Source organism: Aerococcus sp. 150760013-2 (assembly GCF_053627715.1).
Window position 1 is genome coordinate 87989 of sequence record NZ_JBSEYI010000007.1, and the last position, 20057, is coordinate 108045.

At 36.6% G+C, this 20057-nt stretch carries 35 protein-coding genes; 1 reads left to right on the plus strand and 34 read right to left on the minus strand.

The window, feature by feature from the left end; genetic code table 11:
- Positions 1-78: 78 nt before the first annotated feature.
- The 18 genes from ACUW85_RS05115 to ACUW85_RS05200 all read right to left on the minus strand — a co-directional run bounded on the left by ACUW85_RS05115 (position 79) and on the right by ACUW85_RS05200 (position 10732).
- Positions 79-381: a segregation and condensation protein B gene (locus ACUW85_RS05115; protein WP_182023406.1), complete on the minus strand. Its 303-nt coding sequence runs from the start codon at positions 379-381 to the stop codon at positions 79-81.
- Positions 382-391: 10 nt separating this feature from the next.
- A complete protein-coding gene (locus ACUW85_RS05120) occupies positions 392-865 on the minus strand; it encodes a phage major tail protein, TP901-1 family (protein ID WP_182023405.1) in 474 nt (157 codons plus the stop codon).
- A gap of 15 nt (positions 866-880) precedes the next feature.
- A complete protein-coding gene (locus ACUW85_RS05125; protein WP_182023404.1) occupies positions 881-1288 on the minus strand; it encodes a DUF5072 family protein in 408 nt (135 codons plus the stop codon).
- 4 nt (positions 1289-1292) lie between these two features.
- Positions 1293-1658, minus strand: coding sequence for a hypothetical protein (locus tag ACUW85_RS05130; protein WP_182023403.1), 366 nt, complete (start codon positions 1656-1658; stop codon positions 1293-1295).
- The gene (locus ACUW85_RS05135; RefSeq protein WP_182023402.1) at positions 1655-1975 is read right to left on the minus strand and encodes a hypothetical protein; all 321 of its coding nucleotides are present in this window, start codon (positions 1973-1975) and stop codon (positions 1655-1657) included. The genes ACUW85_RS05130 and ACUW85_RS05135 overlap by 4 nt, the downstream gene beginning before the upstream one ends.
- On the minus strand, positions 1972-2313 hold the full coding sequence (locus tag ACUW85_RS05140) for a phage head-tail connector protein (RefSeq protein WP_182023401.1): 342 nt from the start codon (positions 2311-2313) through the stop codon (positions 1972-1974). Before ACUW85_RS05140 ends, ACUW85_RS05135 begins: the two co-directional genes overlap by 4 nt.
- 8 nt (positions 2314-2321) lie before the next feature.
- A complete protein-coding gene (locus tag ACUW85_RS05145; protein WP_182023400.1) occupies positions 2322-2612 on the minus strand; it encodes a hypothetical protein in 291 nt (96 codons plus the stop codon).
- An 11-nt stretch (positions 2613-2623) separates the two neighbouring features.
- On the minus strand, positions 2624-3484 hold the full coding sequence (locus ACUW85_RS05150) for a hypothetical protein (RefSeq protein ID WP_182023399.1): 861 nt from the start codon (positions 3482-3484) through the stop codon (positions 2624-2626).
- A gap of 13 nt (positions 3485-3497) precedes the next feature.
- Positions 3498-4097 carry a DUF4355 domain-containing protein gene (locus ACUW85_RS05155; RefSeq protein WP_182023398.1) on the minus strand — a complete coding sequence of 200 codons (600 nt, stop codon included), beginning with the start codon at positions 4095-4097 and terminating at the stop codon, positions 3498-3500.
- 113 nt (positions 4098-4210) lie between these two features.
- The gene (locus tag ACUW85_RS05160) at positions 4211-4522 is read right to left on the minus strand and encodes a hypothetical protein (protein ID WP_182023397.1); all 312 of its coding nucleotides are present in this window, start codon (positions 4520-4522) and stop codon (positions 4211-4213) included.
- 11 nt (positions 4523-4533) lie between these two features.
- Positions 4534-4788: a hypothetical protein gene (locus ACUW85_RS05165; RefSeq protein WP_182023396.1), complete on the minus strand. Its 255-nt coding sequence runs from the start codon at positions 4786-4788 to the stop codon at positions 4534-4536.
- A 28-nt stretch (positions 4789-4816) separates the two neighbouring features.
- Positions 4817-5020: a hypothetical protein gene (locus tag ACUW85_RS05170; RefSeq protein WP_182023395.1), complete on the minus strand. Its 204-nt coding sequence runs from the start codon at positions 5018-5020 to the stop codon at positions 4817-4819.
- Between the two features lie 44 nt (positions 5021-5064).
- Positions 5065-5961, minus strand: a complete 897-nt coding sequence (locus ACUW85_RS05175; RefSeq protein WP_182023394.1) for a minor capsid protein — start codon at positions 5959-5961, stop codon at positions 5065-5067.
- Positions 5962-5963: 2 nt separating this feature from the next.
- Entirely contained in the window at positions 5964-7304 is a 1341-nt protein-coding gene (locus ACUW85_RS05180) for a phage portal protein (protein WP_182023393.1), read from the minus strand.
- An 11-nt stretch (positions 7305-7315) separates the two neighbouring features.
- Positions 7316-8704, minus strand: coding sequence for a phage terminase large subunit (gene terL, locus ACUW85_RS05185; RefSeq protein WP_182023439.1), 1389 nt, complete (start codon positions 8702-8704; stop codon positions 7316-7318).
- Complete coding sequence (locus tag ACUW85_RS05190) at positions 8697-9131, minus strand: terminase small subunit (RefSeq protein ID WP_259345383.1); 435 nt, start codon at positions 9129-9131, stop codon at positions 8697-8699. Before ACUW85_RS05190 ends, terL begins: the two co-directional genes overlap by 8 nt.
- 21 nt (positions 9132-9152) lie before the next feature.
- Positions 9153-9707: a YfbU family protein gene (locus ACUW85_RS05195; protein WP_182023392.1), complete on the minus strand. Its 555-nt coding sequence runs from the start codon at positions 9705-9707 to the stop codon at positions 9153-9155.
- Between the two features lie 602 nt (positions 9708-10309).
- On the minus strand, positions 10310-10732 hold the full coding sequence (locus ACUW85_RS05200) for an ArpU family phage packaging/lysis transcriptional regulator (RefSeq protein ID WP_182023391.1): 423 nt from the start codon (positions 10730-10732) through the stop codon (positions 10310-10312).
- 59 nt (positions 10733-10791) lie between these two features.
- Here ACUW85_RS05200 and ACUW85_RS05205 point away from each other — a divergent pair, with 59 nt between their 5' ends.
- The gene (locus tag ACUW85_RS05205; RefSeq protein ID WP_182023390.1) at positions 10792-11565 is read left to right on the plus strand and encodes a hypothetical protein; all 774 of its coding nucleotides are present in this window, start codon (positions 10792-10794) and stop codon (positions 11563-11565) included.
- Here the strand turns inward: ACUW85_RS05205 and ACUW85_RS05210 are convergent.
- From ACUW85_RS05210 to ACUW85_RS05285, 16 genes are all read right to left on the minus strand, one after another.
- Entirely contained in the window at positions 11535-11702 is a 168-nt protein-coding gene (locus ACUW85_RS05210; protein ID WP_182023389.1) for a hypothetical protein, read from the minus strand. The genes ACUW85_RS05205 and ACUW85_RS05210 overlap by 31 nt on opposite strands.
- Before the next feature lie 9 nt (positions 11703-11711).
- Positions 11712-11909 carry a hypothetical protein gene (locus tag ACUW85_RS05215; protein ID WP_182023388.1) on the minus strand — a complete coding sequence of 66 codons (198 nt, stop codon included), beginning with the start codon at positions 11907-11909 and terminating at the stop codon, positions 11712-11714.
- A 60-nt stretch (positions 11910-11969) separates the two neighbouring features.
- Positions 11970-12125 carry a hypothetical protein gene (locus ACUW85_RS05220; protein ID WP_182023387.1) on the minus strand — a complete coding sequence of 52 codons (156 nt, stop codon included), beginning with the start codon at positions 12123-12125 and terminating at the stop codon, positions 11970-11972.
- Positions 12122-12310, minus strand: a complete 189-nt coding sequence (locus ACUW85_RS05225; protein WP_059134461.1) for a hypothetical protein — start codon at positions 12308-12310, stop codon at positions 12122-12124. Before ACUW85_RS05225 ends, ACUW85_RS05220 begins: the two co-directional genes overlap by 4 nt.
- Before the next feature lie 10 nt (positions 12311-12320).
- Positions 12321-12863: a helix-turn-helix domain-containing protein gene (locus ACUW85_RS05230; protein WP_182023386.1), complete on the minus strand. Its 543-nt coding sequence runs from the start codon at positions 12861-12863 to the stop codon at positions 12321-12323.
- A gap of 11 nt (positions 12864-12874) precedes the next feature.
- Positions 12875-13366, minus strand: a complete 492-nt coding sequence (locus ACUW85_RS05235; RefSeq protein ID WP_182023385.1) for a single-stranded DNA-binding protein — start codon at positions 13364-13366, stop codon at positions 12875-12877.
- Between the two features lie 3 nt (positions 13367-13369).
- The gene (locus ACUW85_RS05240; RefSeq protein ID WP_182023384.1) at positions 13370-13762 is read right to left on the minus strand and encodes a DUF1064 domain-containing protein; all 393 of its coding nucleotides are present in this window, start codon (positions 13760-13762) and stop codon (positions 13370-13372) included.
- Entirely contained in the window at positions 13763-14779 is a 1017-nt protein-coding gene (locus ACUW85_RS05245) for a DnaD domain-containing protein (RefSeq protein ID WP_182023383.1), read from the minus strand. It abuts the gene before it with no gap.
- A gap of 11 nt (positions 14780-14790) precedes the next feature.
- Entirely contained in the window at positions 14791-15489 is a 699-nt protein-coding gene (locus ACUW85_RS05250; RefSeq protein WP_182023382.1) for an MBL fold metallo-hydrolase, read from the minus strand.
- Positions 15490-15491: 2 nt separating this feature from the next.
- Positions 15492-16424 (minus strand): recombinase RecT, encoded by a 933-nt coding sequence (locus ACUW85_RS05255; protein WP_182023381.1) that lies wholly within the window; start codon positions 16422-16424, stop codon positions 15492-15494.
- A gap of 13 nt (positions 16425-16437) precedes the next feature.
- Entirely contained in the window at positions 16438-18456 is a 2019-nt protein-coding gene (locus tag ACUW85_RS05260) for an AAA family ATPase (RefSeq protein WP_182023380.1), read from the minus strand.
- A gap of 57 nt (positions 18457-18513) precedes the next feature.
- Positions 18514-18705, minus strand: a complete 192-nt coding sequence (locus ACUW85_RS05265; protein ID WP_182023379.1) for a hypothetical protein — start codon at positions 18703-18705, stop codon at positions 18514-18516.
- A gap of 2 nt (positions 18706-18707) precedes the next feature.
- Positions 18708-18911 (minus strand): hypothetical protein, encoded by a 204-nt coding sequence (locus tag ACUW85_RS05270; protein WP_149358668.1) that lies wholly within the window; start codon positions 18909-18911, stop codon positions 18708-18710.
- Entirely contained in the window at positions 18904-19116 is a 213-nt protein-coding gene (locus ACUW85_RS05275; RefSeq protein WP_182023378.1) for a helix-turn-helix domain-containing protein, read from the minus strand. The genes ACUW85_RS05270 and ACUW85_RS05275 overlap by 8 nt, the downstream gene beginning before the upstream one ends.
- A 388-nt stretch (positions 19117-19504) precedes the next feature.
- Positions 19505-19729, minus strand: coding sequence for a hypothetical protein (locus ACUW85_RS05280; protein WP_182023377.1), 225 nt, complete (start codon positions 19727-19729; stop codon positions 19505-19507).
- 3 nt (positions 19730-19732) lie between these two features.
- Positions 19733-20056 carry a hypothetical protein gene (locus ACUW85_RS05285; protein WP_182023376.1) on the minus strand — a complete coding sequence of 108 codons (324 nt, stop codon included), beginning with the start codon at positions 20054-20056 and terminating at the stop codon, positions 19733-19735.
- Position 20057 lies beyond the last annotated feature (1 nt).

Genomic DNA, 20057 nt, shown 5'->3' on the forward strand with positions numbered 1-20057 from the left:
AGTCGCTAGCTAGTTCTATTAGTTTTATTTCCCTTGGTGTAAGATCTTTATTGCTTGTAATTTCTGATTCAATCAGATCTAGCGGAATAAAAAACCCATATCTTCCACAAATTTGTTAATAGTGGCAGTGACTAATGATTGATAACCGTTGTTATCTAATACCTTGTCATAAATATCAATCGCTTTTTGTCCATTTACAGGTTTGTCTTCCCCTTCTTCAACTAAACCAACGGTAAACATCGCTTGCAACGTTAATTGCGAAACCATTCCGTTTGTTTGGTTAAATTCAGCCATTAAGGACTTACCTGTTTGTTTTTCAATAATCATTTGTTTGCGTTTATTAAATTTTAAATTGTAAACTACGTCATCAATCGTAAACATGTATTACCTCCTAGACTTGTTCTGGTGATGGTGTATCTTCTAAATCAACTAATGCCCCTGTACCTGTAAGGGTCACTGTGTACGTCACAGCATCATCATAAGGCGCTTCAATAGGATAGCTAGTCACTAATGCTAAACCGCCAAATAAGTCAGTTTTAGCCTTTTGGTTAGTTACTTTAATTAATACTGGGTCATCACCGTCAAAAGCTTCTTTCATCAATCCGTGTGATTCGTGGTCACGAACGTAAACCCCGTCATTATCAATAGACCATTCTTTGAAACCTACAATGTTTTGTTTCCAACCTTGTGAGTCCTTAGAAGTTACTTCAATGGTGTCTTTATCACGGTTAATCGTTAATCCTTGTTGACCTGCGACCGCAATCAGTTTAGATCCAGTTGAATCCCATACAGATAAGAGAATATCTTTACCTGCAATTGCTTTGTTCAATTGTCCTTTTAATTGTGTTTCTAATTCTTGTGACATATTTTTATCTCTCCTTTAAATTTTCATTTTATATCCGCTAAATACAACAAAATCAAAGCCAACAACAGCATGTTTACTGCCGTCAGCTTGATCCATAGTCTGATTGACGCCAGTCGGAATTTGCAACGTCACTTCGTAATCATCCGGCAACTCAATATCAACAGTTAACGCTTCTTCAAGTTTTTGAATGGCATTATAAATCGGTACTGATGAACCACCTTCAGCAAATACATGCATGACGACTTGATAGCGGTCTTTCATCATTGTTTTGCTTTTTTCAGGCAAACTACCCACCATTTCTGCAACATAGAAAGGCCTCTGTGCATTCAATGGTACGCTGTCATAGCATGGTAGACCTGTATTTACTCGCACTTGCTTGATAATTGAAGCGATAATGCTTGTAAAGCTCATTTTCTGATACACGCTATCACTCCTTTAGCTTGGTTTTTAAGTCTTGCTTATAAATTTCACGTTGTGCATCGACACTTTTCTTCAAGTAGTATTGACCGGGAACGAAATTTCCACTTCTAGTCACATGACCGTACTCAACATGAGGTGCATAAGGGGCTGAATAGCCCATTTCATCATCACGATACTTAGCCGACATACGCAATTCATTTGTGTCTACCGGTGTACCACCTTCAGCGGGTACATTCCCACCGCTATAAGCGTTCTTTTGCGAACGTGAATAAATATCACGGATATTCTTTCTGCCAACTTCTGCAAAATCAGCTTCACTTTTTTCAAGCAGCTTTTTGCTTAGCGCTTCAACGCCATGCCATTCAATGTTCACGGTTCATCACTTCCATAGCGGTCAACCACTAAAATACGCCAACGGTCTGTATCGTCACCGATGATTTCCTTAATGTTATGAAATTTGCCTTCAAATTCGATTCTAGAGGCTATAAGCAAGTTTACTTGTGATTCCCTTGTCAGTATTTTTCGGCTCGTTGTAGTCACGTTTCTGACGTCTAAAGCGACTTCTTTTTCTGTCCATGTAGTAAACCGTCCTGTGGCTTCTTTAAATTCGACTAAATCGTAAATTGGGTTAAATAATTCATCTTCGCCAACTAACTGATTTGAATATAAAAAGAGTGGTTTAAATCTCATAAGAAATTCACCACTCCTCCACGATATTCAATGTCATCTTTCGCTTTCTTTTCTCGGTATCGCTGTAAATCTGTTTCATATTCACGTAAAACATCGTCTACAAATGACACGCTAAATGTATCAGCGTTTTCTGATTTGATGCCTTCGTAATACATACGATTATGCAAGGCGCAAACCACTTCAACAGCAACCGTTTCAAGCTCAACTGGCAATTCAGTTTCGCCCACACGAATGTTAATTCGGTCAGACGCTGTTTTTACAAGTTCATTTAATACCGGACTTCCTTCAAGCTCTGGCTTTCGAATAATCACGCGATCTTTTACAAACGTAAGTGCCATTTAATCACCTACTTTTCTGCTTCTAAAGCTTCAATAATTTCCTTTTTCGTGTTTTTATCAGTTGCTTCGATACCTTTTTCATTCGCCAATTTTAATAAATCAGCTTTGGTTAATGCACCGAGGTTTTCTGCTTCAGTTTCTTCAACTTCTAAAGCTTCAATATATCCGTTATCACGCAAGAAAATGATGCGGTCAGCAGTTGGCTCATAACCTTCACGAGGATAGGTCTTACCTACCCCCGGTTCATAAAGTCGTCCACCGTCCTGTTTGTCCACAAATGCTTTAATGACCTTGTTCATAGATTAACCCCCTAAACTGCTGGTGCGATTGTTCCGACTACAATACCATCTAAGCGTTCAGCAAATAACTCAATACCGTAAGCAGTTACTGTTTCCGCTTGTAAGCGTTGTTTGTTAATGTCATGAGTTACACCGATTAAACCAGTTGAATCAGTTGTGAAATCAAATGCTTGGTTAATTTGACCACCAGACATCAATGCGTATGCTGCAACTAAGTTCCCGTCAGCAGTTGAGTAAACAGTACCTTCTGGAATTTGTGCGGACATGAATACAACACGGTTGTTTAAGAAGTCCTCAATGTATGTCATACCGAATGCTGATTGAGTAGAGATGTTTGCATTCCCTAAGTAATCACCGGCATCATATGGGTTCATGAAAGACACCACTTGAACATCATCTTCATCAAATTTAGCTGTAACTGTTGCCCAGTTTTTAGCCATAACTTGTTGTAAACCTGTACCAGTTGCAGTTGCTGTACCAGTAGATAATTGAGTTAACAATTTAGTACGTACACCTTTTTGGATTTCATTGATTAATTTGTTGTCAGTTAATGTAACCGCACGATCAAAACCATATTTTTGGATGTCTTCCATAGTTACGGCTTTACGTTTCTTATCCCATTCCAATTCGTGAGATGGTCCATCTTCTAAAGTAACTTGAGATAATGGAATAATATCGCCTGGCGCTACTTGTGTACCGTCTAATGTCACAGATGAAGTGTAAGTTTTGATTAATGTTCCTGCTGCCATTGGTAATGTACGTTGTACACCTAATAATTCTTGTAACGTACGGAAACGTTGCCCGAATTGCTCCACGAAGTCAATTGATAATGCTGTTCCTAATTCTGTTGTTAAGTTTGGTTCTACTGCCATAATTTATCTCTCCTTATTGTTTAAAAAGTTGTGGGTTTTGTTGAATTAATTTCACCCGTTTAGTTGCATCTTTTTCATCCATAATCTGTTGCTTTGTAAGTTGTTTGCCAGTATTTGGATACTTAGGCGAATTGCCTGCTAGCGCTTGTTTAACGCCTTCCTTAACTTTGGCATTGAATAGATTGACAAAGCTTTCTACGGCTTGTTTAGTGCCTTCTGCATCGTCTTTGACTACTACTTGAAGCAATTCATCATCAGCCGTAATGTCATGTTCTGCTAGCATTTTTGAGGCTTCTTTTGACAAGTTATAAAAAGCATCTTTCCGGCGCAATTCAGCTAATTCTTTTTCTAACTGTTCACGGTCATATTCTGCTTTTTGGTCCTCGTTCATTTTTGCTAACTTGGTGGCTTCTTCGACTGCGGCTTCTTTATCCTTTTTGGCTTTTGCCAGCTTTTTCTGAACAATCTTATCCACATCTTCGTCTGAATATTTAAGCTCCGGAGTTTCATTGTCATCAGCCGTTTCTGCATTGTTGATTGTTTCATCTACTGGGTCACCGCCGTTTTCGATTGGCTCATTGTCTTCAGCAAAATATTGTAAGTTGAATTTCATTGTATTTAACTCCTTCCATATCTTTTATCGTGAATAAATGCTTGCACGTATCCATAGCTTTTAATGCCTTCAATGCTTGGGCAAAATAAAAACCACTAGTGTTGGCTAATGGATTAAATCTCTAATTCTTTATATTTATCGGCTATTTTCGGAATCTGAATAGCCATCCAATCAACAATTTCTTCATCTCTAGCCCACGATTCAATATTCAACCCACTTTCGTATAAGTATGCGTGTACTAATTCGTGTCGTAGAACTTTGTCGAAGTGACCGTCAACATCGGCCCATTCGTATCCTTCCTTTTCAGCTAAGTGAATCTCTTTAACACTATAATCGCAATAGCCGTCACAATCTTTAATTCTGATTGGGTTATCTTTGTCGTGCCTGATAATCGTATACACGGTACCTAAAATATTTATCTTCATTACTCGCTCCTTTAAAAGTTATCAGCTAACTTATTCTTAATTTCCGCCATATCCACCTTAATTTCAGATTCTAGATCATTAATCTGATTAACTTTCTTGATGATTTTCTGTTCATCTTTTAGCAATTTTAATTGTTGATATAACTTTTTGACTTTCAATTGCTTTTTACGAACGCTTGGGTCAATACAGGCGGTAATATATTCAGTTTGACAGTGGGGACACTTAAAGTAATTCTTTTCAATATCGCCGATTCTGTCCATTCGCATAACCACGTCGTACTCTTTATGGCAATTGTCACAAAGGATATTCATCCATATCACCCTTTTCGTCATATATCAAACCGTGCGAATATTCACCGTCATCAAAAAATAAAAAACCACCGTTTAACAAGTGGTCTACATCGTCTTTAGTTAGGTAAATGTTCTGTGCGCCCCACCAATTATCGTGTTGCTTGCATAATTCTTGATTTGTGTCTAATTGCTTTACTCTAGTTTTCATATAAAAGTCTTTCCTTTCAGTCAAGATACATAAGGATCACGCTCCTAATTATTTTCAACTGGAATAGTTGTAGACCTACACCATGGATGAAAAGGTGGCGCTGTGGCACCCACAACACGCTCTTTAAAACTAAAACGTTCACCATCTAAACTTCTACATGTTGGACTTGTTCTAGCATCCATAACAGCAGTTATTTCGTATTCTAAGATACCTGCTTCTTGAAATGCTTTAGCATTCGCTTCATTCAGGATATACGCCGATTCCGTTCGGACTAACCTAGTTGAGTCTCTTAAACCAACGTCCGTTCTGTGTCGCAATGTTTTAATCATGCTAGCGTAGCTATCCCCTCGAATTAAACCGTCTCGAATTTCATTGTTCAGTGTATTGATAAGCTTTGTTTTGTTATCCCAAATCCTATCTGAATAGTTTTTTCCGTCTAGCCATTTGTTGTCTAATGTCGCCTGCATAACCAATGGATCTACACGAAAAAAGGCTTGAGCATTATCTAATCCTTTCATACTGGAAAGATAACCATTCTCATAAGCCTTTGTGAGTGTTTTATTAAATTCTGACTCTTCAATTACGCCCAATTCAAGCAGTCGTTGTTGTGTTGAAAGTTGTAAGCCCTCTAACCTATTCAGATTATAAATAGACTGCCTTACAGGCATTAAATGGCGTAAATCTGTGTGCTTATTCATAAACGCATCATAGTTTTGATATAACAATGTTCGCTCTTTTTCAGACAATTGCTGAACCATTTGACGATATTCAATGACATCATCTTTTGAAAATCTAGCATAATATTGTGCGATTTCCTTTTCTATGTTCCTAGCCACACGATCATACTCTTTGGCCATTTTAGCCACAAACTTATCATCGTATTTATCTTGTTTAGCAAAAAGGTTAATTTGTCGCCGTTCCCAATATTCCTTGCTGTTCATGGCTATTCACCACTTTCATCAACAATAAAATCACCATTTTCATCAGTATTATAACCGGCTGAAGATTCCTGTTCTGTTTCAGCTTCCATTCGCTTGATTTCTTCTGCTGCATTATCCACAAACGATAGTGTAGAAAGTTGCGTTTCTTTTGATACGATTCCTTGTAACTTGACAGCAGTTGAAGCTTCATCAGCAATGTTCTCTGGAATATTGCGTGTAAAGGTGTATTTTAGACCGCTCCACTCGTCTTTCTTACCGCTTGGTACATTGGTAGGTAAAGTAAAGAAAAGCTTGAATAACTGGCTTAAACCTTTTGTAAACTTCCGCTCTTTCATGATGGCCAAGTTCGTCATCGGTTGTAATTTCATCTTCAAAGCCACACCACTAGCATTACCAAAGCTCTCGTCATTGATATTTGCAATCATCGAAGTTTGATAAATTAAGCGCTCAATACGATTCAATAGGTTTTCCTGTGAGGTATCACCATCAGGCTTGTCTAGAAATTCAATCTTAATTTTCTGTGCATCAATTTCGCCATTGGTTGAATACAGATTGATGATCCGATTATCTCGAATGCTATTCATGCCATCGCCAATATCAGCGCCTAATATTGATAGATACGCATCAGCAAAGTAATCCACATCATTCGCTTTCTCTGAAATTGCCTTGTCATAAGCATTTATTAGCGTTTCAATTGGCTCTATTAAACTTTGGCGTTCTTCGTTTTCGATAAATTCAACAACAGGAACAATACCAAAGTAATGAGCTTCTTCATTTTCAAAGACAAGGCTTTCACCATCAGCTCTAAACTGTAGTTGATATGTTTCTGTGAATAACTGCCCGACAATCGTTTCTTCTTCGTCTAGGTAGTACCTAACGGCAAATAATGGTGTTCTGCTTATTGTGTCGTCGTACACTACAAACATATCTAACGGACTATTATGCACCACACACGTTTCTGATTCTTCGTTTTGAAACGCATATACAAAAGCATTGCCATAAATACTAGACATTTTAGATGCTTCAGCAATCACATCGTCTAGGTTCTGTCGATTGATAAAGTCGTTTACCATTTGCGTTACTTCTTCATCTTCGTGCTGAATCTTGATAGGAATACCAATAAAAAAGCCGTTGAATGTATCAACAGCGTACTTTGCAAAGTTAACCACAATGCGGTTATCTGGCTTATATTCGTCTTTATCTTCTTGTTCTAGAATGGGTGCTTGGCTCTTATAAAGCTTTGCTAACTCATCATATCGTGGAACAATCGCTTGGTGTTCCTTGATGAAATCATTAACCACTTCTGGTGTGATTTCTTTTTCTCGTGAATGTACAAATACCATTTTCAACCCCCTTAAAAACCTTTATATGTTTTGATTACGATGCCTGCACCCATCTTCTCACCGATACCAGTTAATGCATCCGGCGCATCATCATGAGCGTTCTTGCCTTCTCTTTGATAAGTCATTAAGTCTTTATACAAATCTGGCCATTTGTTGTGCCAATTCTCTGGGAAATAAACATGTTCCATAACCCAAGTAGCATTTGATAAGATCCTCGCTTGCTTATTCTTAGATTGTGTAAATTTCGAAATAACAGTGCGATTATTAGGCAATTGCCTTTCAACAGCTCTAGCAAATCCACGTCCACCATTGTTTGATTCAATATGAGCCACATTGACCGAATTTTCGGCCAGTTTACGAGCAGTTAACGGTTCTGTGACTTCCATCGGCTCCTTGGTGTATATCGTATCTAGGATATAAGCATCGTCATCAAACGTAACGCCGTAGATAAAACCTGCTAGATTATCGCTACCAGTGTCAGCCGTATCAATATAAGCAGCAATCTCTTTAAATTCTGGTCTTTCTCGATATGTTTTAAAACCAGAATATAAAGCGCCTTTCAAGTCGATCGGTTCTTGTTGGTAGTTAGCGTTGGCTATGTCCGGTGACATCGTTTTAAACTTACGGGTAAACTCTTTTAAACTCAAAACATCTTCACATAGCATTGTGCCATCGTCCTGTTTAGCCTTTAAATTGATGTGCTTGACCTTGTAACCATTCTTAGGTAATTCATTCAGCACATATCCCGCTAAGTCGTTAGATGACCACCTCGTCATAATTATGATGATTTTACCGTTAGACTCTAACCTCGATAGCATTGTATCCGTAAACCATTCATGATGCTTCTGCAAAACTATAGCATTGTTAGCTTCTTCCGAGTTCTTAATTAAGTCATCAATGATAATCAAGTCAGCACCAAAACCAGTAGCTGTACCACCGGGAGAAGTCGCTAAGTAGTTGTTCGTCTGACTACCATCTAATGACCATAAATTCATATTGGCATCGCCATATTTGATTTTTGTATCGGGGAAAATGTCGTTATAGATTAAAATATCGTCATCCCCTTTAATCTCTTGAATACCATTTCTAACTGCTTTTGAAAAAGTAGTGGACAATCGCTCATTATAAGACCCTGTCATAATCTTCTTGCTAGGATCTATTCCTAATTGCCATTGTGTAAATTTGGTAGCTGTGAAAGATTTACCGTGCCTTGGTGGCATATTTAAAATGAGAATATCGTTATCATCATGCATAAAATCTTGCATGTCATTACACAAATCAATTAGATACTGACGATTAGGCTTATAAAACTTAGGCGTTACTAGATTACAAAATCTGAAAAAATCACGTCTGGCCAATTCCAGACGTGATTGTTGTTTAATATATGCTGTTTTATTCATAGCCATCAGCTAACTTTTTCAGTTCTTCTGTAGTTAATTCTGCAAAAGCATTTGTAGTCTTTAATTCACCAGAAATCTCTTGCTTTTCAATTGGCTTAAAGCCCGCTCGGTCTAGGAAATCTTTAGCAGCACTCAAGCGAACGCTCTCTGGTGTCATGTCGTCTTTCATGATTTCAAACATGACCTTCCTTGCCTCTAAAGCATCGAACATAAATTCTTTCCGTAACTCTTTTTCCAATTGGCTTTCTCGTTCGTCCAAATAAGCCCGAACCCTAGGATTCTTTAGAAGTTGAGAAGCTTGAGCTTCGGCACTCTTTGGACTATATCCAGCATTCAAAGCTGCCTTCTTTTGATTAGATTTTCTTAACTTCAAATACTCATCAATAAACAGCTTTTGTTGCGCTGTTGCTTCTTTCTTGCTCATCATCTCAACTCCTTTCAAATAAAACTATCTATTTAAGATTTCCTTCATCTCTTCTAATGTCATTTCATTCCTAACGCCGGTATTACTTCTATTAGCCATTACTTCCTCATATCTATTGAGGATATCCAGGTAACCCGAAATCCCAGGGCCACTACCATGACTATTTAGTTTATTAATATCTTCACGGATCATTTTTCCAGTATCATGAAATCTATTTTGTTTCAAAATTAAAAATTTCGCAAACGAGTAGTATTTGCTTTCGATGCTGTCATTTAAATCAAATCCAGGGAATATCACTGCATATTCAGAAATATTTTCTTTTAGGTTATCTGAATTATTCCAATAATATGTTAAATCATCATACATATTTATGATTCTAAACACATCACGACATTCTGCCTCTTCTAAAACTTCATTATCATTATAAGCGCCGTGCTCAAAATACATATATTCAAATCCATCATTATAAATTTCTTGCATTTCTTCATGATAATCTGACATATGCTCATCTGTTTGTAACATAGATAGAATCTGATGTTGGTTCGATAAAACTTGACGTTGATATTGTGTTAACTTCATTTAAATACCTCCTAATTCATATAGCTACAATCTCTTACAAGAAATTTTCCTCCTCTCACTCATTAATATAGCATGGTTAAGGGAGAAAAATACTAAAAAAGCCACCCGTCACTCGTAAGTGTGTCTATTTAAAGACTGGGTAACTATTGATGTTATTTTAATTACTCAAAACTACACAACCTTCAGAGTTATCAAGTCCTATCAAAATGTTAGGTAGGTTGACCCAACTCGGTGTGAGGACAATCGCATAAGTAGCTACCAAATACAATCACTCTATCAACGTTGTGCAGTTTTCAATAAGCAAGGTTAGTCAGTGATGATTAAATGTGCATTTATTTGAGCTGACTGTGCCTTGCTATAACTATTGTGGGAATCAAACCCACAGAATCGTGCTGTATTCTCGCTACCAAGCATAGTCACTGTTATATATAATCAGGAGGTGCCCAACTTTTGCCTTGCACCATTTCCGTGGCTCAAGGACTTTACTCGTTTATCTCACGAAATGGTAATCCAAAAAGGAGGCGAGATAAGTTTACCGACTTATCTCAATTAGCATAATACACGAATAATCAATCACTAGTCTGTCAACTTTCAATCAATAATCACTCATTTTCAAAAATTAGCAAACCACCACTTTGAAAAGCTTCCGCAAATTCTATCATGGCTTTACCAACTTCACGATAGTAAGTTGCTTCACTAATCTGTTCTGCACTTAATACTTCATAGTCATAGTACCTAGTAGAATTAATGTACTTATCGTATATGCGTTTTCTAGAATAAGCATCCAAGGTATTAATTGCAGCATTGATATCTCGATATAAGCTAACTGCATCTAATTTCTTAATAGTCCCATTCTCAATTGCGCTTGAATTCATGTCCGTAAAGCTCTTCGGATCTAGGCTATATGTTGCTGTGACCTTCTGCTCAATTGGCATGCCTGACAGACGTCTAATCTTATGATAGTTCTTTAGTAAACCATCCACTTTTTCTTTTGTTGCTTTTTCATTAACCTTTGGAAACAGCAAACTAGACACCTACTTTCTGATATAATTTGATTAACTAAATTTGGAGGAGCGTGTAATGCATGGATGAATATACAGTTTTAAGATCAGTTAAAGATCTAAATAACATTGAACAAGATACTATTAGATTTTTTGATTCATCTCCAGAAAAAATGGAAATTGATATACAAAGTAAGGCATTTGAATATCCGACAATTTGCTCGTTTTGTAATAGAACTGGAGATCAAGAGTGTATCGAAATAATTGGAATATCCGGTGAACATGAATTTGATGCTGTTGGAGTTTTCTATTGTAAATACTGCAAAAATAGTACTGTGAATTTTTTTATAAATGAAAAATTTTATTATATAGATGAAGAAAATGCTAAAACTCATTATCCCTACGTTTTAACTGTCACTGACCAATCACCCAGACTAACCTATCAGAATGAAATACCCGAAATAGTCCAAGCTAAATACAAGGATTTTTTTGATATATATAATCAAGCTGCTACTGCCGAAAGTAGCAATCTTTTACATTTAGCAGGAATGGGGTATCGGAAATCAATCGAGTTTCTAGTAACTGATTTTTTAAAAGACTATCCTACTGATGACTCAGTCACTCACGAATGGTTGGAAAATCCTAAAACAACCTTAAAGCAAAAAATTGAGAAGCTCCCGAATCAAAGATTAATTAGAACTGGAACGGCTATAGCCTACTTAGGCAATGACGAGACACACTATACATCTCGACACCCAGACTTTAATTTGCAACATATGAAGAAATTCATTGGTTTGCTTATTAAAGAATTAGAAAGTGAATTTATTTATGATGATGTTGAATCATTTTTAGGATAATAATTACGTACATAGTCAAGTAATAGTCGAGTAGTTTCGTTAGATTTATCTATGATTTCATTTTGTGTATCAATCACTAATTCAAGAAAATCTATTCTATTTTTTAAAATCTCATTTTCTTTTTGTAAATCTTTCATTATTTCCTCCTAATTAGGCTGATAAACTTCCGCCTGTGATTTTGAATGAATACTACGCCATTTGTTTGCAGCAATCTGATCTATTAATACTTTTGCTTGGTCAAACTTCCAATTGGCCACATTTTGATAGCCGCGCTGTTCAAGTTGGCGAATTTGCTTAGGTGTCGATAAATCCTGTTGGTTACGGTAATTTACACGTTTTAACAATTCATCAGCTTTACCTTTGGAATCAATCGAAGTCGGGTCAATCCCGGCTTTTATTATTTATTATAGTTTTTTCATACGTTTACGATGTTCCTGCATTTCTTTAATGTCCATAACCTCATAGTTAGCTAAGGTTTTAAAAGCTTTAGTAAAGCGAGCCATCAGTTCTAGCCAACCGCTAACAAATATGAAGCCAATAATAATCAATATCCACATCATTCCATCTGCTCCTCCTCTAATTTTTCAATGGCTTTGTCATAATTTAAAATAGTCTGATTAATTACTATCACCGTGTCTATTAAGTCAAACAGACGGGATTCGTATAATTCTCGTTCACTTAAGCATCGTTCTCTTTCACGTCTTAGATGTGTCAATGGATCTTCTAAACTAACTTTACTCACCATTATTCGCCTCCTAATACACAACCTTGTATCCAATTTCCCAACTCAACTTACTACCTCTTGTTGCAATATTTTTAAAAGTAATTGATCTCTTTTTTGGTTTGCGATTTTTGTCTTTTCGTTCTTTATACTTGCTACCAGCTTTTAATAAATCATTGCCAATAATCGCTGCTAAATTCTGATATTGTCTCCAAGATGAAATCTCTGAAATTGAATTTTCTATTTTGCGGACAGTTTCGTATGGTATGTCTGCTAAACTTGCTAGTTTACTAATGCTATAGCCATTATCAATTCGGTATTGAGCTATTATATTCGGGTCAATATCGCGTGCAATGTTTCTGTGGCGCTCATACTTTCTGATATTTTCAGGACTATGATAATCATCTCCAAAAAGCTTAGCTAAGCCTTTGTCAATTTTTGGCAGCATATCCTTAACGTCTTCGTCTCTATTCCAAAGAAAGGCTGTTACTTCGCAAGCTTCCCGCATTTTTGTTTGAGTAATGTCATACTCAAAAGATAATAACCTGTATAAATCTCTAGTTGATAAGTAATTCATCTTCTATCCTCCTAAAAAGGCAATTGATCATCTGTTACGTTGATATTATTTTGTTGATTGGCAAACCCACCAAACTGACTAGCGCTATTTGCTCCATACTGCCCCTGTGCGGTGTTTTGTGTTTGTTGGTTGTATTCACCCACATTGTTGTTTTGAGTTCCATTAGCGTTATTATTTTGACTATTCTGACCTATAAATCCAAAACTATCTACAACAATCTGTTTGTTATAGTGAGTTACACCATCTTTTTCATAGTTGTTATCTCTCAGTTCGCCAGCTACTCCAATCATATCGCCTTTGTGGAAATAGTTAGCAACTGCCTCAGCTCGATTTCCAAAGATCACACAATTATGAAAGTCAGCTTGTCTATCACCATTAGCATCTTTGTACGCTCTGTTAACGGCCACTGTAAACTTAGCTACAGCCTTGCCGTCTTGCATATGCGATAGCTCTACATCTCTTGTTAAACGGCCATTTAAAACCGTAAGGTTGTCTGCATTCATTTTTTAGAATTCCTCCATTTTCCAGTAACCACCATCTCGTTTGACTATATAAAGTGGCCCATATCTCTTAATAAACATCTGTGCTTTCATTCTGAATACCTGTGTTTGCATACCTTTTACATCGATGACCTTCTCAGTGCCATCTGCATATCTGACTAAAAAGTCTGCAACATACTTCATTGCGGGTATCTTTTTAGGTGTACCGCTTTTATTCCTCTTCGTTGGATGGCTAAAGCCTTCTTGTAAGATAAAGGGTACTTGCATCTCAAATTTGATTACTTCACCGGCCTTTACAAGCATATTTAAATGCCTGTAATAAGCTGCTTCTGCCTTACTATCAAATTTAATATCGTCAACAATCACTTTCTTAGCGCCGTATTTATTTCTAATTGCCACTTACTCACCACCTAATACTGATTTTTTTAATTCCTCAATTGCTGCTAATTCGTCATCAGTCATCTCTTTTTGTGCGCTTGCTTCGACATCACCTTGATATTTCTTTTGTCGTTGATCACTACTTAGCCATTTAGGTGCTACAGATTCTTTTTGTGACTTTCCATATGACTTCTTAGCTTGTTTATTTTTGTGTTCAAGTTCTAGTGCATCAATATCCTCAATGGTTTTCGCATTGTTTTCGTACCACTTTTTCAATATGGCTCGAACATAGTTATAGTTACGTGCATTGTTGTCTAGTGCTATCTGCATAGCTTTGATGACAATGTCATCGTTAAAGGTATCTATCGCATCAACTATTTGTTGACTGGTGTAAGGATTCAAGACACCAAAATTTTGTTGGTAAAAATCAATGGCACCGATGACACCAACCTGTTCTTCCGATGGTGCTACCGAATTTTCTAACGTATCGGTTAGCGAATCGTTGCACGATACGTCGACCGTATCGGTATTAGTATTAGTATTAGTATTAGCTTTATTATTAGTATTATTTTCTTTTGCTTCTTTTCTTTTAAAAATCTCTTTTTCAAAGATCTCTTTAATCTTAAAATCAATATCCCGTCCAGAAATTGACCACCATTCAATCATTCGGCTATGAGTCATTTCTAAAGAACTGATGTTTTTAACTTTTTCAATCTCACGTAAAACCATATCTTCAATGGGCTTACCACCTTTTGAAATTGAATATCTCAAAGTATTCAGTACCGCTACTTCTTGTTGCTCTTTTGAGTACACAATCATCTTGTATTTGTTCTCAAATCGCTCTAGCAGAACCTTTACTGAATCAATCGAATAACCAAGGTCAAATGCTGCTATCTTGACTGGTAGCGCATATATGCCTATTGATGTTGTTCTGGGATTAGTCAGCAGGTAAAGCATGAAATACTTATCCTCTGGCGAAAACATATCAACTACCTTCTCATCTTCCCAAAATACTGTGCTAACTACTCTCTTGGCCATACTTTCACCTCCTAACCTGCGATGTAAGTCGGAACGCCTACAATCGCCTGTATTTCTCGTTTAAACTGCTCTGCATCTGAATTTCTGTCACTAAGATGCAGTAAATGTACTTCTTGCAACTTTGATAAATCATTAACTTTTAGAAATTGCTTCACATTACTTAATTCAAAGTGACTTGTAATGATTCTTAAACGCTGCTTTTTATCTATTTTTCTAGATAAGAAGTTATCTTCTAAAATGTCTAGATCATAGTTGCACTCAATCATTAGATGAGTGATGCCAGTAAATTTATATCGAATATAATAGGTGTCCGTTGCAAACAGTACTCTCCGCTTAGTAGGCGTTTCGATGAGGAAACCCAAAGGCTCTTTAGCATCGTGTTCAACGTCAAACGGCATAATTTTCCAACCACCGATATTAAAGCTTCTTTTACTACTGGCCACATGGATTCTATGGCTTGGTACACCTCTGAGTACGCTGCTCGTACCTTCTGAGCAATATAAATCTGCTCCTGTTCGCTTAATGATTTCTTTTGCATATTTTGCGTGGTCTTGGTGTTCATGGCTTATCAATACCCCCTCAATCTTTGACCAATCTAGTTGCATTCTTTTTGGTTGTATGCCAGCTTCAAGCAATAGGTAGCTGTCACCGTCTTTCAACAAGTAACAGTTACCATTTGAGCTTGAGCCAAAAGTTTTAATTTCTAGCATGATTAGAAGCCAGGTTCAATATCTTCAAAGCCTTTACTTGCTGGTGTAGTTTCGGCCTTTGGTTTGAAGTTGTTTGATTTAGGTGCTATCTGTTCTTCTTGGATTGGGAATGGATCTTCTGACTGGTTGAAGTCTAATTCTTCTGTGTTAGCGTTTTGATTAATCTCTACTTGTACATCGTCAACAGACTCAGTCACATCTACTCGTTGGATTTGTCCATCATTATCGATATCGCTAACTGTATCGTCTGCTAGCACCCCTTGTTGCATTTCGATGGATAAGATACCCCACTTGCTTAAAAGGTTTCTAAGCACTGTTTTTTGCGCCATAGCATCATAGTTTGATGCCCATACACCTGTAAGCTTCCGCTTGTCTTTTCCTTTGTTGTTTTCAATACGGTGCTTTTCAACTTGTTCTTTAGTCCAGTAAGTGGTTTTCTCAAAGCCATTCAGCAGTTTAAAGTAACCAATATAGCCAACAACTTCATCACTAATTTGATTGTCAGGATTGAATTTTGCTTGTTCAGTAAGTGGATTCCAACTTTCTAGTTGGCCATCATATACACTGATTACATTAATTGATTGGTATTGCCCTGAGCGCTGTGCTAACTGGATATATCCACGATATCCAAGCATGAATTGTGCTTTTTTCTCCCATTGTCCCGTTTGTTTGTTCTTAGCATTGAATGGGACAATATAGGCAAATCCGAATTGTTTTTCGATTGGTAAGTCTAATTGAGCTGCTTGCATCGCACTAGCGACGATACTCATAGGTTCTGAGTCAGAAAGATTTCCATCACCGTTTACTAAACTGATTAAGCTTGAAGTGAAACTATTTGATTTATCTTTTAATACGTCATTGAATTTCTTTTGAATGGCGGGGTTTTTAAGTAGTCCTTGAACTGAATTATTTTGATTAACTAGTTGGTTTGTCATATTGCTTTGCCTCCTATAAAGTCGTTACATTTAGATTTTTATGTTTTGAAACTGATAAAGTGATTAGTTGTGTGTCGATGCCGATTAACTCGTTAACACCTTCTGCGTTATCAATAAATACTGGTACTTTTGTTTGGTAGTAGTCCATTAAGGTGTTGATGATGTCTAGCCCTGCATTGATGCGTGCTGCGTTATTCAATCCTGTTGAATAGTTGTTACCGTCAACCGTTGGCTCACATATTTCTTCAAGGCCACCGTTGATGTTTTCTTCAAACAACTTAAATTTAACGAACTTGAATTTGTCATTAATCGCATCAGTTAGAAGATTGACTTTTGTTCTGGTGAATTCTTCTAACAGGTAAAGTTGTGTTTGTAACACCCCATAGTGTGCTGAAATCTCTTTCTCGCTATCGATAAGCTCTTGTTTACGTTTATATTGATTAGCGTATGTAGTGAACTTATATAGGTCATCATTTATAAGGAGTAATTCAGCCTTAACGATGTCGATTTTCTCGTTTAATAACTCGATATCATCTACATGGTTGGCATCACCCGCATCGATTTTGGCTTGAATGTCTTTACCTTCTTTAGTTAGCTTTTGACCAAGTTCAGTATCTTCAAACGGTGTTTGGTCTTCTTTAATAGATTTGATTTCTGTTTGAATTTGGTCAATAGATTCATCTAAATCAGCAATACCTTTTTCAAGCTTTCCAATTGCACTGTTGATATCCAATTTCTGTTTTTCAAATGCTTCAACCATTTCTTCGAGATCCTTGATTTTCGTGGCTTTTTCTTTACCTTGTACTTGGATATCTTCAATCTTTGTAGCTTTATCTTGATTAAATTTTTCTACTTCTTTTTGATAGTTTGCTCTGATTTCTTCAATTTGATCAGCAGGTAATTCTTGGCCACACATCTTACATGTTGTTCGATGTTCATCAAAGCTAGGCATTACTTCATCTCTGACCTCAAAGAATTGTTTAGATAAGCGGTCTTTTTCTGCTGTTGTGGCTTCAATCTCTTTTGTGACATTTTCAAGGTTAAAGTTAGCTTGTTGTATCTTGTTGTTAGCCTCTGTTAACTGCATTGCTAACTCATTTTTTTCAGTTTTTTTAGCTTGCATCATTTCCTCAAAGCCAGAATATTCTTCTTTTAGTTGGTCTTTATAGTCAGATAACGATTCACGATATTCTAGTTGTTTGTTAGCCAAGTCATTTTTTAACTTACTTTGACCATCGCCATTCTTGATATTTGCGATATCTTCTTGGTACTGACTGATTAGTTGTTCTTTAGCTGATTCATCAGCATGCAGCTGTTTCCTATCTAAGCCAGTTAAATCAGGCAAACTTCTATCCACTTCATCAATTCGGCTCGGTAATGCCTTGATATCGTCATTAGCTTGCTTCATTTGCTGTTTAGTTAGCTTCATTAGTTCTTCTGCTGACTTGCCCTTTAAAAGCTCTGTAAGTGGCTTTAAATCGTTATTTGAAGCAATAACATCTGTATCGGTAATATCTCCAACCATTTCAATTAGGACTTCACGACGTTTCTTCCAATCAAGGACCTCAGGGAAGTAGTTAACGTTGGTTAATAACTTAAAGCGTTCTTCACCAATTAAGTCATCTAAATAGTCGGCATATTCTTTCTTCTTAACTGACAAATCATCAATCTTGAATGTGGTGCTATGACCAGAAAATGTATCTTCAATTGACCCACGCTTTTTGGTCCATTTTTCTGCAATCATCCGACTTAGTTTCTTTTCTTGGCCATCGATATCCAGCAGCAATTCCACTTCTGTTTCTAGGTGATGTAATTCGTTTCCTTGACTATCTAATGGTTTCCAGTCGAATTTACTATCTGACTGATCAGTTGAATTCTTACCGAATAGCGCCCATAAGAATGCATCATACAGCGTTGTCTTACCTGTACCGTTATCGCCTTGAACATTTACTGTTTCACCATCTGGTGTTAACTCGTAAGCTTGAATGCCTTTGAAATTTCGAATCGTCATTTTTAATAATTTAATTTGCATGGTATACTCTCCTTAACTTAAGTTTTATTTAGCGCCTATTGTCGTAGGTGCTTTTTTTTATGAAAAATTCCTAGCGTGAAAGTAATTAGATAGCTGCATATTTTTTAGGATTTCATCATAATGTTCATTGATTGCTTCAATATCTTCCAAATACACTGATTCTCCATTTTCTGCATAGGACTTAACTGATTTTTCAATCTGTTGTTGACGCTGTTCTTTAATCCATCCGATAGTTTCTGTCTTTTTCATGCCTACCCGTCCTCCTCTTCAAACCCAACAAACAGGTCCGCATCTCCTGCGCTAACAATGGTCAAACATAAAGACCAAACAAATGGCACAAACAATAGAATTGCAATCCATCCGGCATATCCTGCATAGATTGATTGACACATTCCGACAAAATAGATTACTGCGTTCATTCCCCAAAATAAGAAATTCTTCGATGCTTTATTCATTTTCCTCATCCTCTCTAAATTCGTTAATATCTACACCTAATGCGTCTGCTAATCTAAATGATGCTTGCAGCCCTAAATTCTTTCTTTCACCACTTGCCACCCTATATAATTGCGAGTGATTAATTTTACTTTCTTGAGATATTTGATGTATGGTTCGATCTGTATTATTAATATAATCAATTAAACATTCTTGTATTCTACTCATTACTACCTCCATCTAGTTGTTGATAACTTATCCACAACTATATATTGTGTTATTTGTCATATGATGTTATAATCTATACGACAATAAAAACCTTAGAAATGGTGATCCAAATTCCCTGTTCCGGGGACCATATATAGATTTTTGATGTCAAAATAAAAATGAAAGTGAGGTGAATAAATATGCCATACTACTTATGTAATAAAGATGTTGATAATAAAGGAAGACATGAAGTTCATACTAGAGATTGCTCTTTTAAACCTTCTGTTTCTAATTCGGTTGATTTTGGTTACTTTTCAAATTGCCAAGAAGCAATTAAGGCTATGAAGAGTGCGAACCCAAATCATGAATTTGATGGTTGTTATTATTGTTCTAATGCATGCCATAAAGGTTAATGATCACGCAAAACTTGTCTTCGATACATCTCATCTTGAAATCGTATGATTTCTTGCAACTTATCAACTTGGTCAAAACTAGAATGTCCATTCACCAATTTAGAATGAAATTTTAGTGGATCTAACTTGATACTATGTTTTTTACCTTTCACTCGCCCAACTACCACACCGACTAACAATCCTGTGGTAAATAGTGCGAGTGTTTTTATTGTGTTTTTCATTATTTATACCTCCTGAACTAAGTAAGTTTGAATATCCAACATTTCTTTCAACCTTGGTAAATCCTGTTTAAACGTCACTGTTCTACTACCTGCAGTCGCAAATTCTTTATTCTCGTTAAACCAAAGAATAGGAATCACATCATAAAGTGAATCTTTTCCAGACCGCTTATGATAGCCACGATATGGACTGAAGTAAGATGGATTTTCATCCACAAATTCTCTGAAATCTCGTAAGAAGTTTGATACATTTTTTTGATTAATTAGCACCTTTATATCTTTGGCGTACACATATGGACTATGCATCGCCCTTACTTTTACTACTTCCATG

Bases quoted from the DNA above. Each gene is read 5' to 3' on its own strand.
- ACUW85_RS05115 (WP_182023406.1), bottom strand. From the start codon at position 381: ATGTTTACGATTGATGACGTAGTTTACAATTTAAAATTTAATAAACGC.
- ACUW85_RS05120 (WP_182023405.1), bottom strand. From the start codon at position 865: ATGTCACAAGAATTAGAAACACAATTAAAAGGACAATTGAACAAAGCA.
- ACUW85_RS05135 (WP_182023402.1), bottom strand. From the start codon at position 1,975: ATGAGATTTAAACCACTCTTTTTATATTCAAATCAGTTAGTTGGCGAA.
- ACUW85_RS05140 (WP_182023401.1), bottom strand. From the start codon at position 2,313: ATGGCACTTACGTTTGTAAAAGATCGCGTGATTATTCGAAAGCCAGAG.
- ACUW85_RS05145 (WP_182023400.1), bottom strand. From the start codon at position 2,612: ATGAACAAGGTCATTAAAGCATTTGTGGACAAACAGGACGGTGGACGA.
- ACUW85_RS05150 (WP_182023399.1), bottom strand. From the start codon at position 3,484: ATGGCAGTAGAACCAAACTTAACAACAGAATTAGGAACAGCATTATCA.
- ACUW85_RS05155 (WP_182023398.1), bottom strand. From the start codon at position 4,097: ATGAAATTCAACTTACAATATTTTGCTGAAGACAATGAGCCAATCGAA.
- ACUW85_RS05160 (WP_182023397.1), bottom strand. From the start codon at position 4,522: ATGAAGATAAATATTTTAGGTACCGTGTATACGATTATCAGGCACGAC.
- ACUW85_RS05165 (WP_182023396.1), bottom strand. From the start codon at position 4,788: ATGCGAATGGACAGAATCGGCGATATTGAAAAGAATTACTTTAAGTGT.
- ACUW85_RS05170 (WP_182023395.1), bottom strand. From the start codon at position 5,020: ATGAAAACTAGAGTAAAGCAATTAGACACAAATCAAGAATTATGCAAG.
- ACUW85_RS05175 (WP_182023394.1), bottom strand. From the start codon at position 5,961: ATGAACAGCAAGGAATATTGGGAACGGCGACAAATTAACCTTTTTGCT.
- ACUW85_RS05180 (WP_182023393.1), bottom strand. From the start codon at position 7,304: ATGGTATTTGTACATTCACGAGAAAAAGAAATCACACCAGAAGTGGTT.
- terL (WP_182023439.1), bottom strand. From the start codon at position 8,704: ATGAATAAAACAGCATATATTAAACAACAATCACGTCTGGAATTGGCC.
- ACUW85_RS05190 (WP_259345383.1), bottom strand. From the start codon at position 9,131: ATGATGAGCAAGAAAGAAGCAACAGCGCAACAAAAGCTGTTTATTGAT.
- ACUW85_RS05195 (WP_182023392.1), bottom strand. From the start codon at position 9,707: ATGAAGTTAACACAATATCAACGTCAAGTTTTATCGAACCAACATCAG.
- ACUW85_RS05205 (WP_182023390.1), top strand. From the start codon at position 10,792: ATGGATGAATATACAGTTTTAAGATCAGTTAAAGATCTAAATAACATT.
- ACUW85_RS05210 (WP_182023389.1), bottom strand. From the start codon at position 11,702: ATGAAAGATTTACAAAAAGAAAATGAGATTTTAAAAAATAGAATAGAT.
- ACUW85_RS05220 (WP_182023387.1), bottom strand. From the start codon at position 12,125: ATGATGTGGATATTGATTATTATTGGCTTCATATTTGTTAGCGGTTGG.
- ACUW85_RS05225 (WP_059134461.1), bottom strand. From the start codon at position 12,310: ATGGTGAGTAAAGTTAGTTTAGAAGATCCATTGACACATCTAAGACGT.
- ACUW85_RS05230 (WP_182023386.1), bottom strand. From the start codon at position 12,863: ATGAATTACTTATCAACTAGAGATTTATACAGGTTATTATCTTTTGAG.
- ACUW85_RS05235 (WP_182023385.1), bottom strand. From the start codon at position 13,366: ATGAATGCAGACAACCTTACGGTTTTAAATGGCCGTTTAACAAGAGAT.
- ACUW85_RS05245 (WP_182023383.1), bottom strand. From the start codon at position 14,779: ATGGCCAAGAGAGTAGTTAGCACAGTATTTTGGGAAGATGAGAAGGTA.
- ACUW85_RS05250 (WP_182023382.1), bottom strand. From the start codon at position 15,489: ATGCTAGAAATTAAAACTTTTGGCTCAAGCTCAAATGGTAACTGTTAC.
- ACUW85_RS05255 (WP_182023381.1), bottom strand. From the start codon at position 16,424: ATGACAAACCAACTAGTTAATCAAAATAATTCAGTTCAAGGACTACTT.
- ACUW85_RS05260 (WP_182023380.1), bottom strand. From the start codon at position 18,456: ATGCAAATTAAATTATTAAAAATGACGATTCGAAATTTCAAAGGCATT.
- ACUW85_RS05265 (WP_182023379.1), bottom strand. From the start codon at position 18,705: ATGAAAAAGACAGAAACTATCGGATGGATTAAAGAACAGCGTCAACAA.
- ACUW85_RS05270 (WP_149358668.1), bottom strand. From the start codon at position 18,911: ATGAATAAAGCATCGAAGAATTTCTTATTTTGGGGAATGAACGCAGTA.
- ACUW85_RS05275 (WP_182023378.1), bottom strand. From the start codon at position 19,116: ATGAGTAGAATACAAGAATGTTTAATTGATTATATTAATAATACAGAT.
- ACUW85_RS05280 (WP_182023377.1), bottom strand. From the start codon at position 19,729: ATGAAAAACACAATAAAAACACTCGCACTATTTACCACAGGATTGTTA.
- ACUW85_RS05285 (WP_182023376.1), bottom strand. From the start codon at position 20,056: ATGGAAGTAGTAAAAGTAAGGGCGATGCATAGTCCATATGTGTACGCC.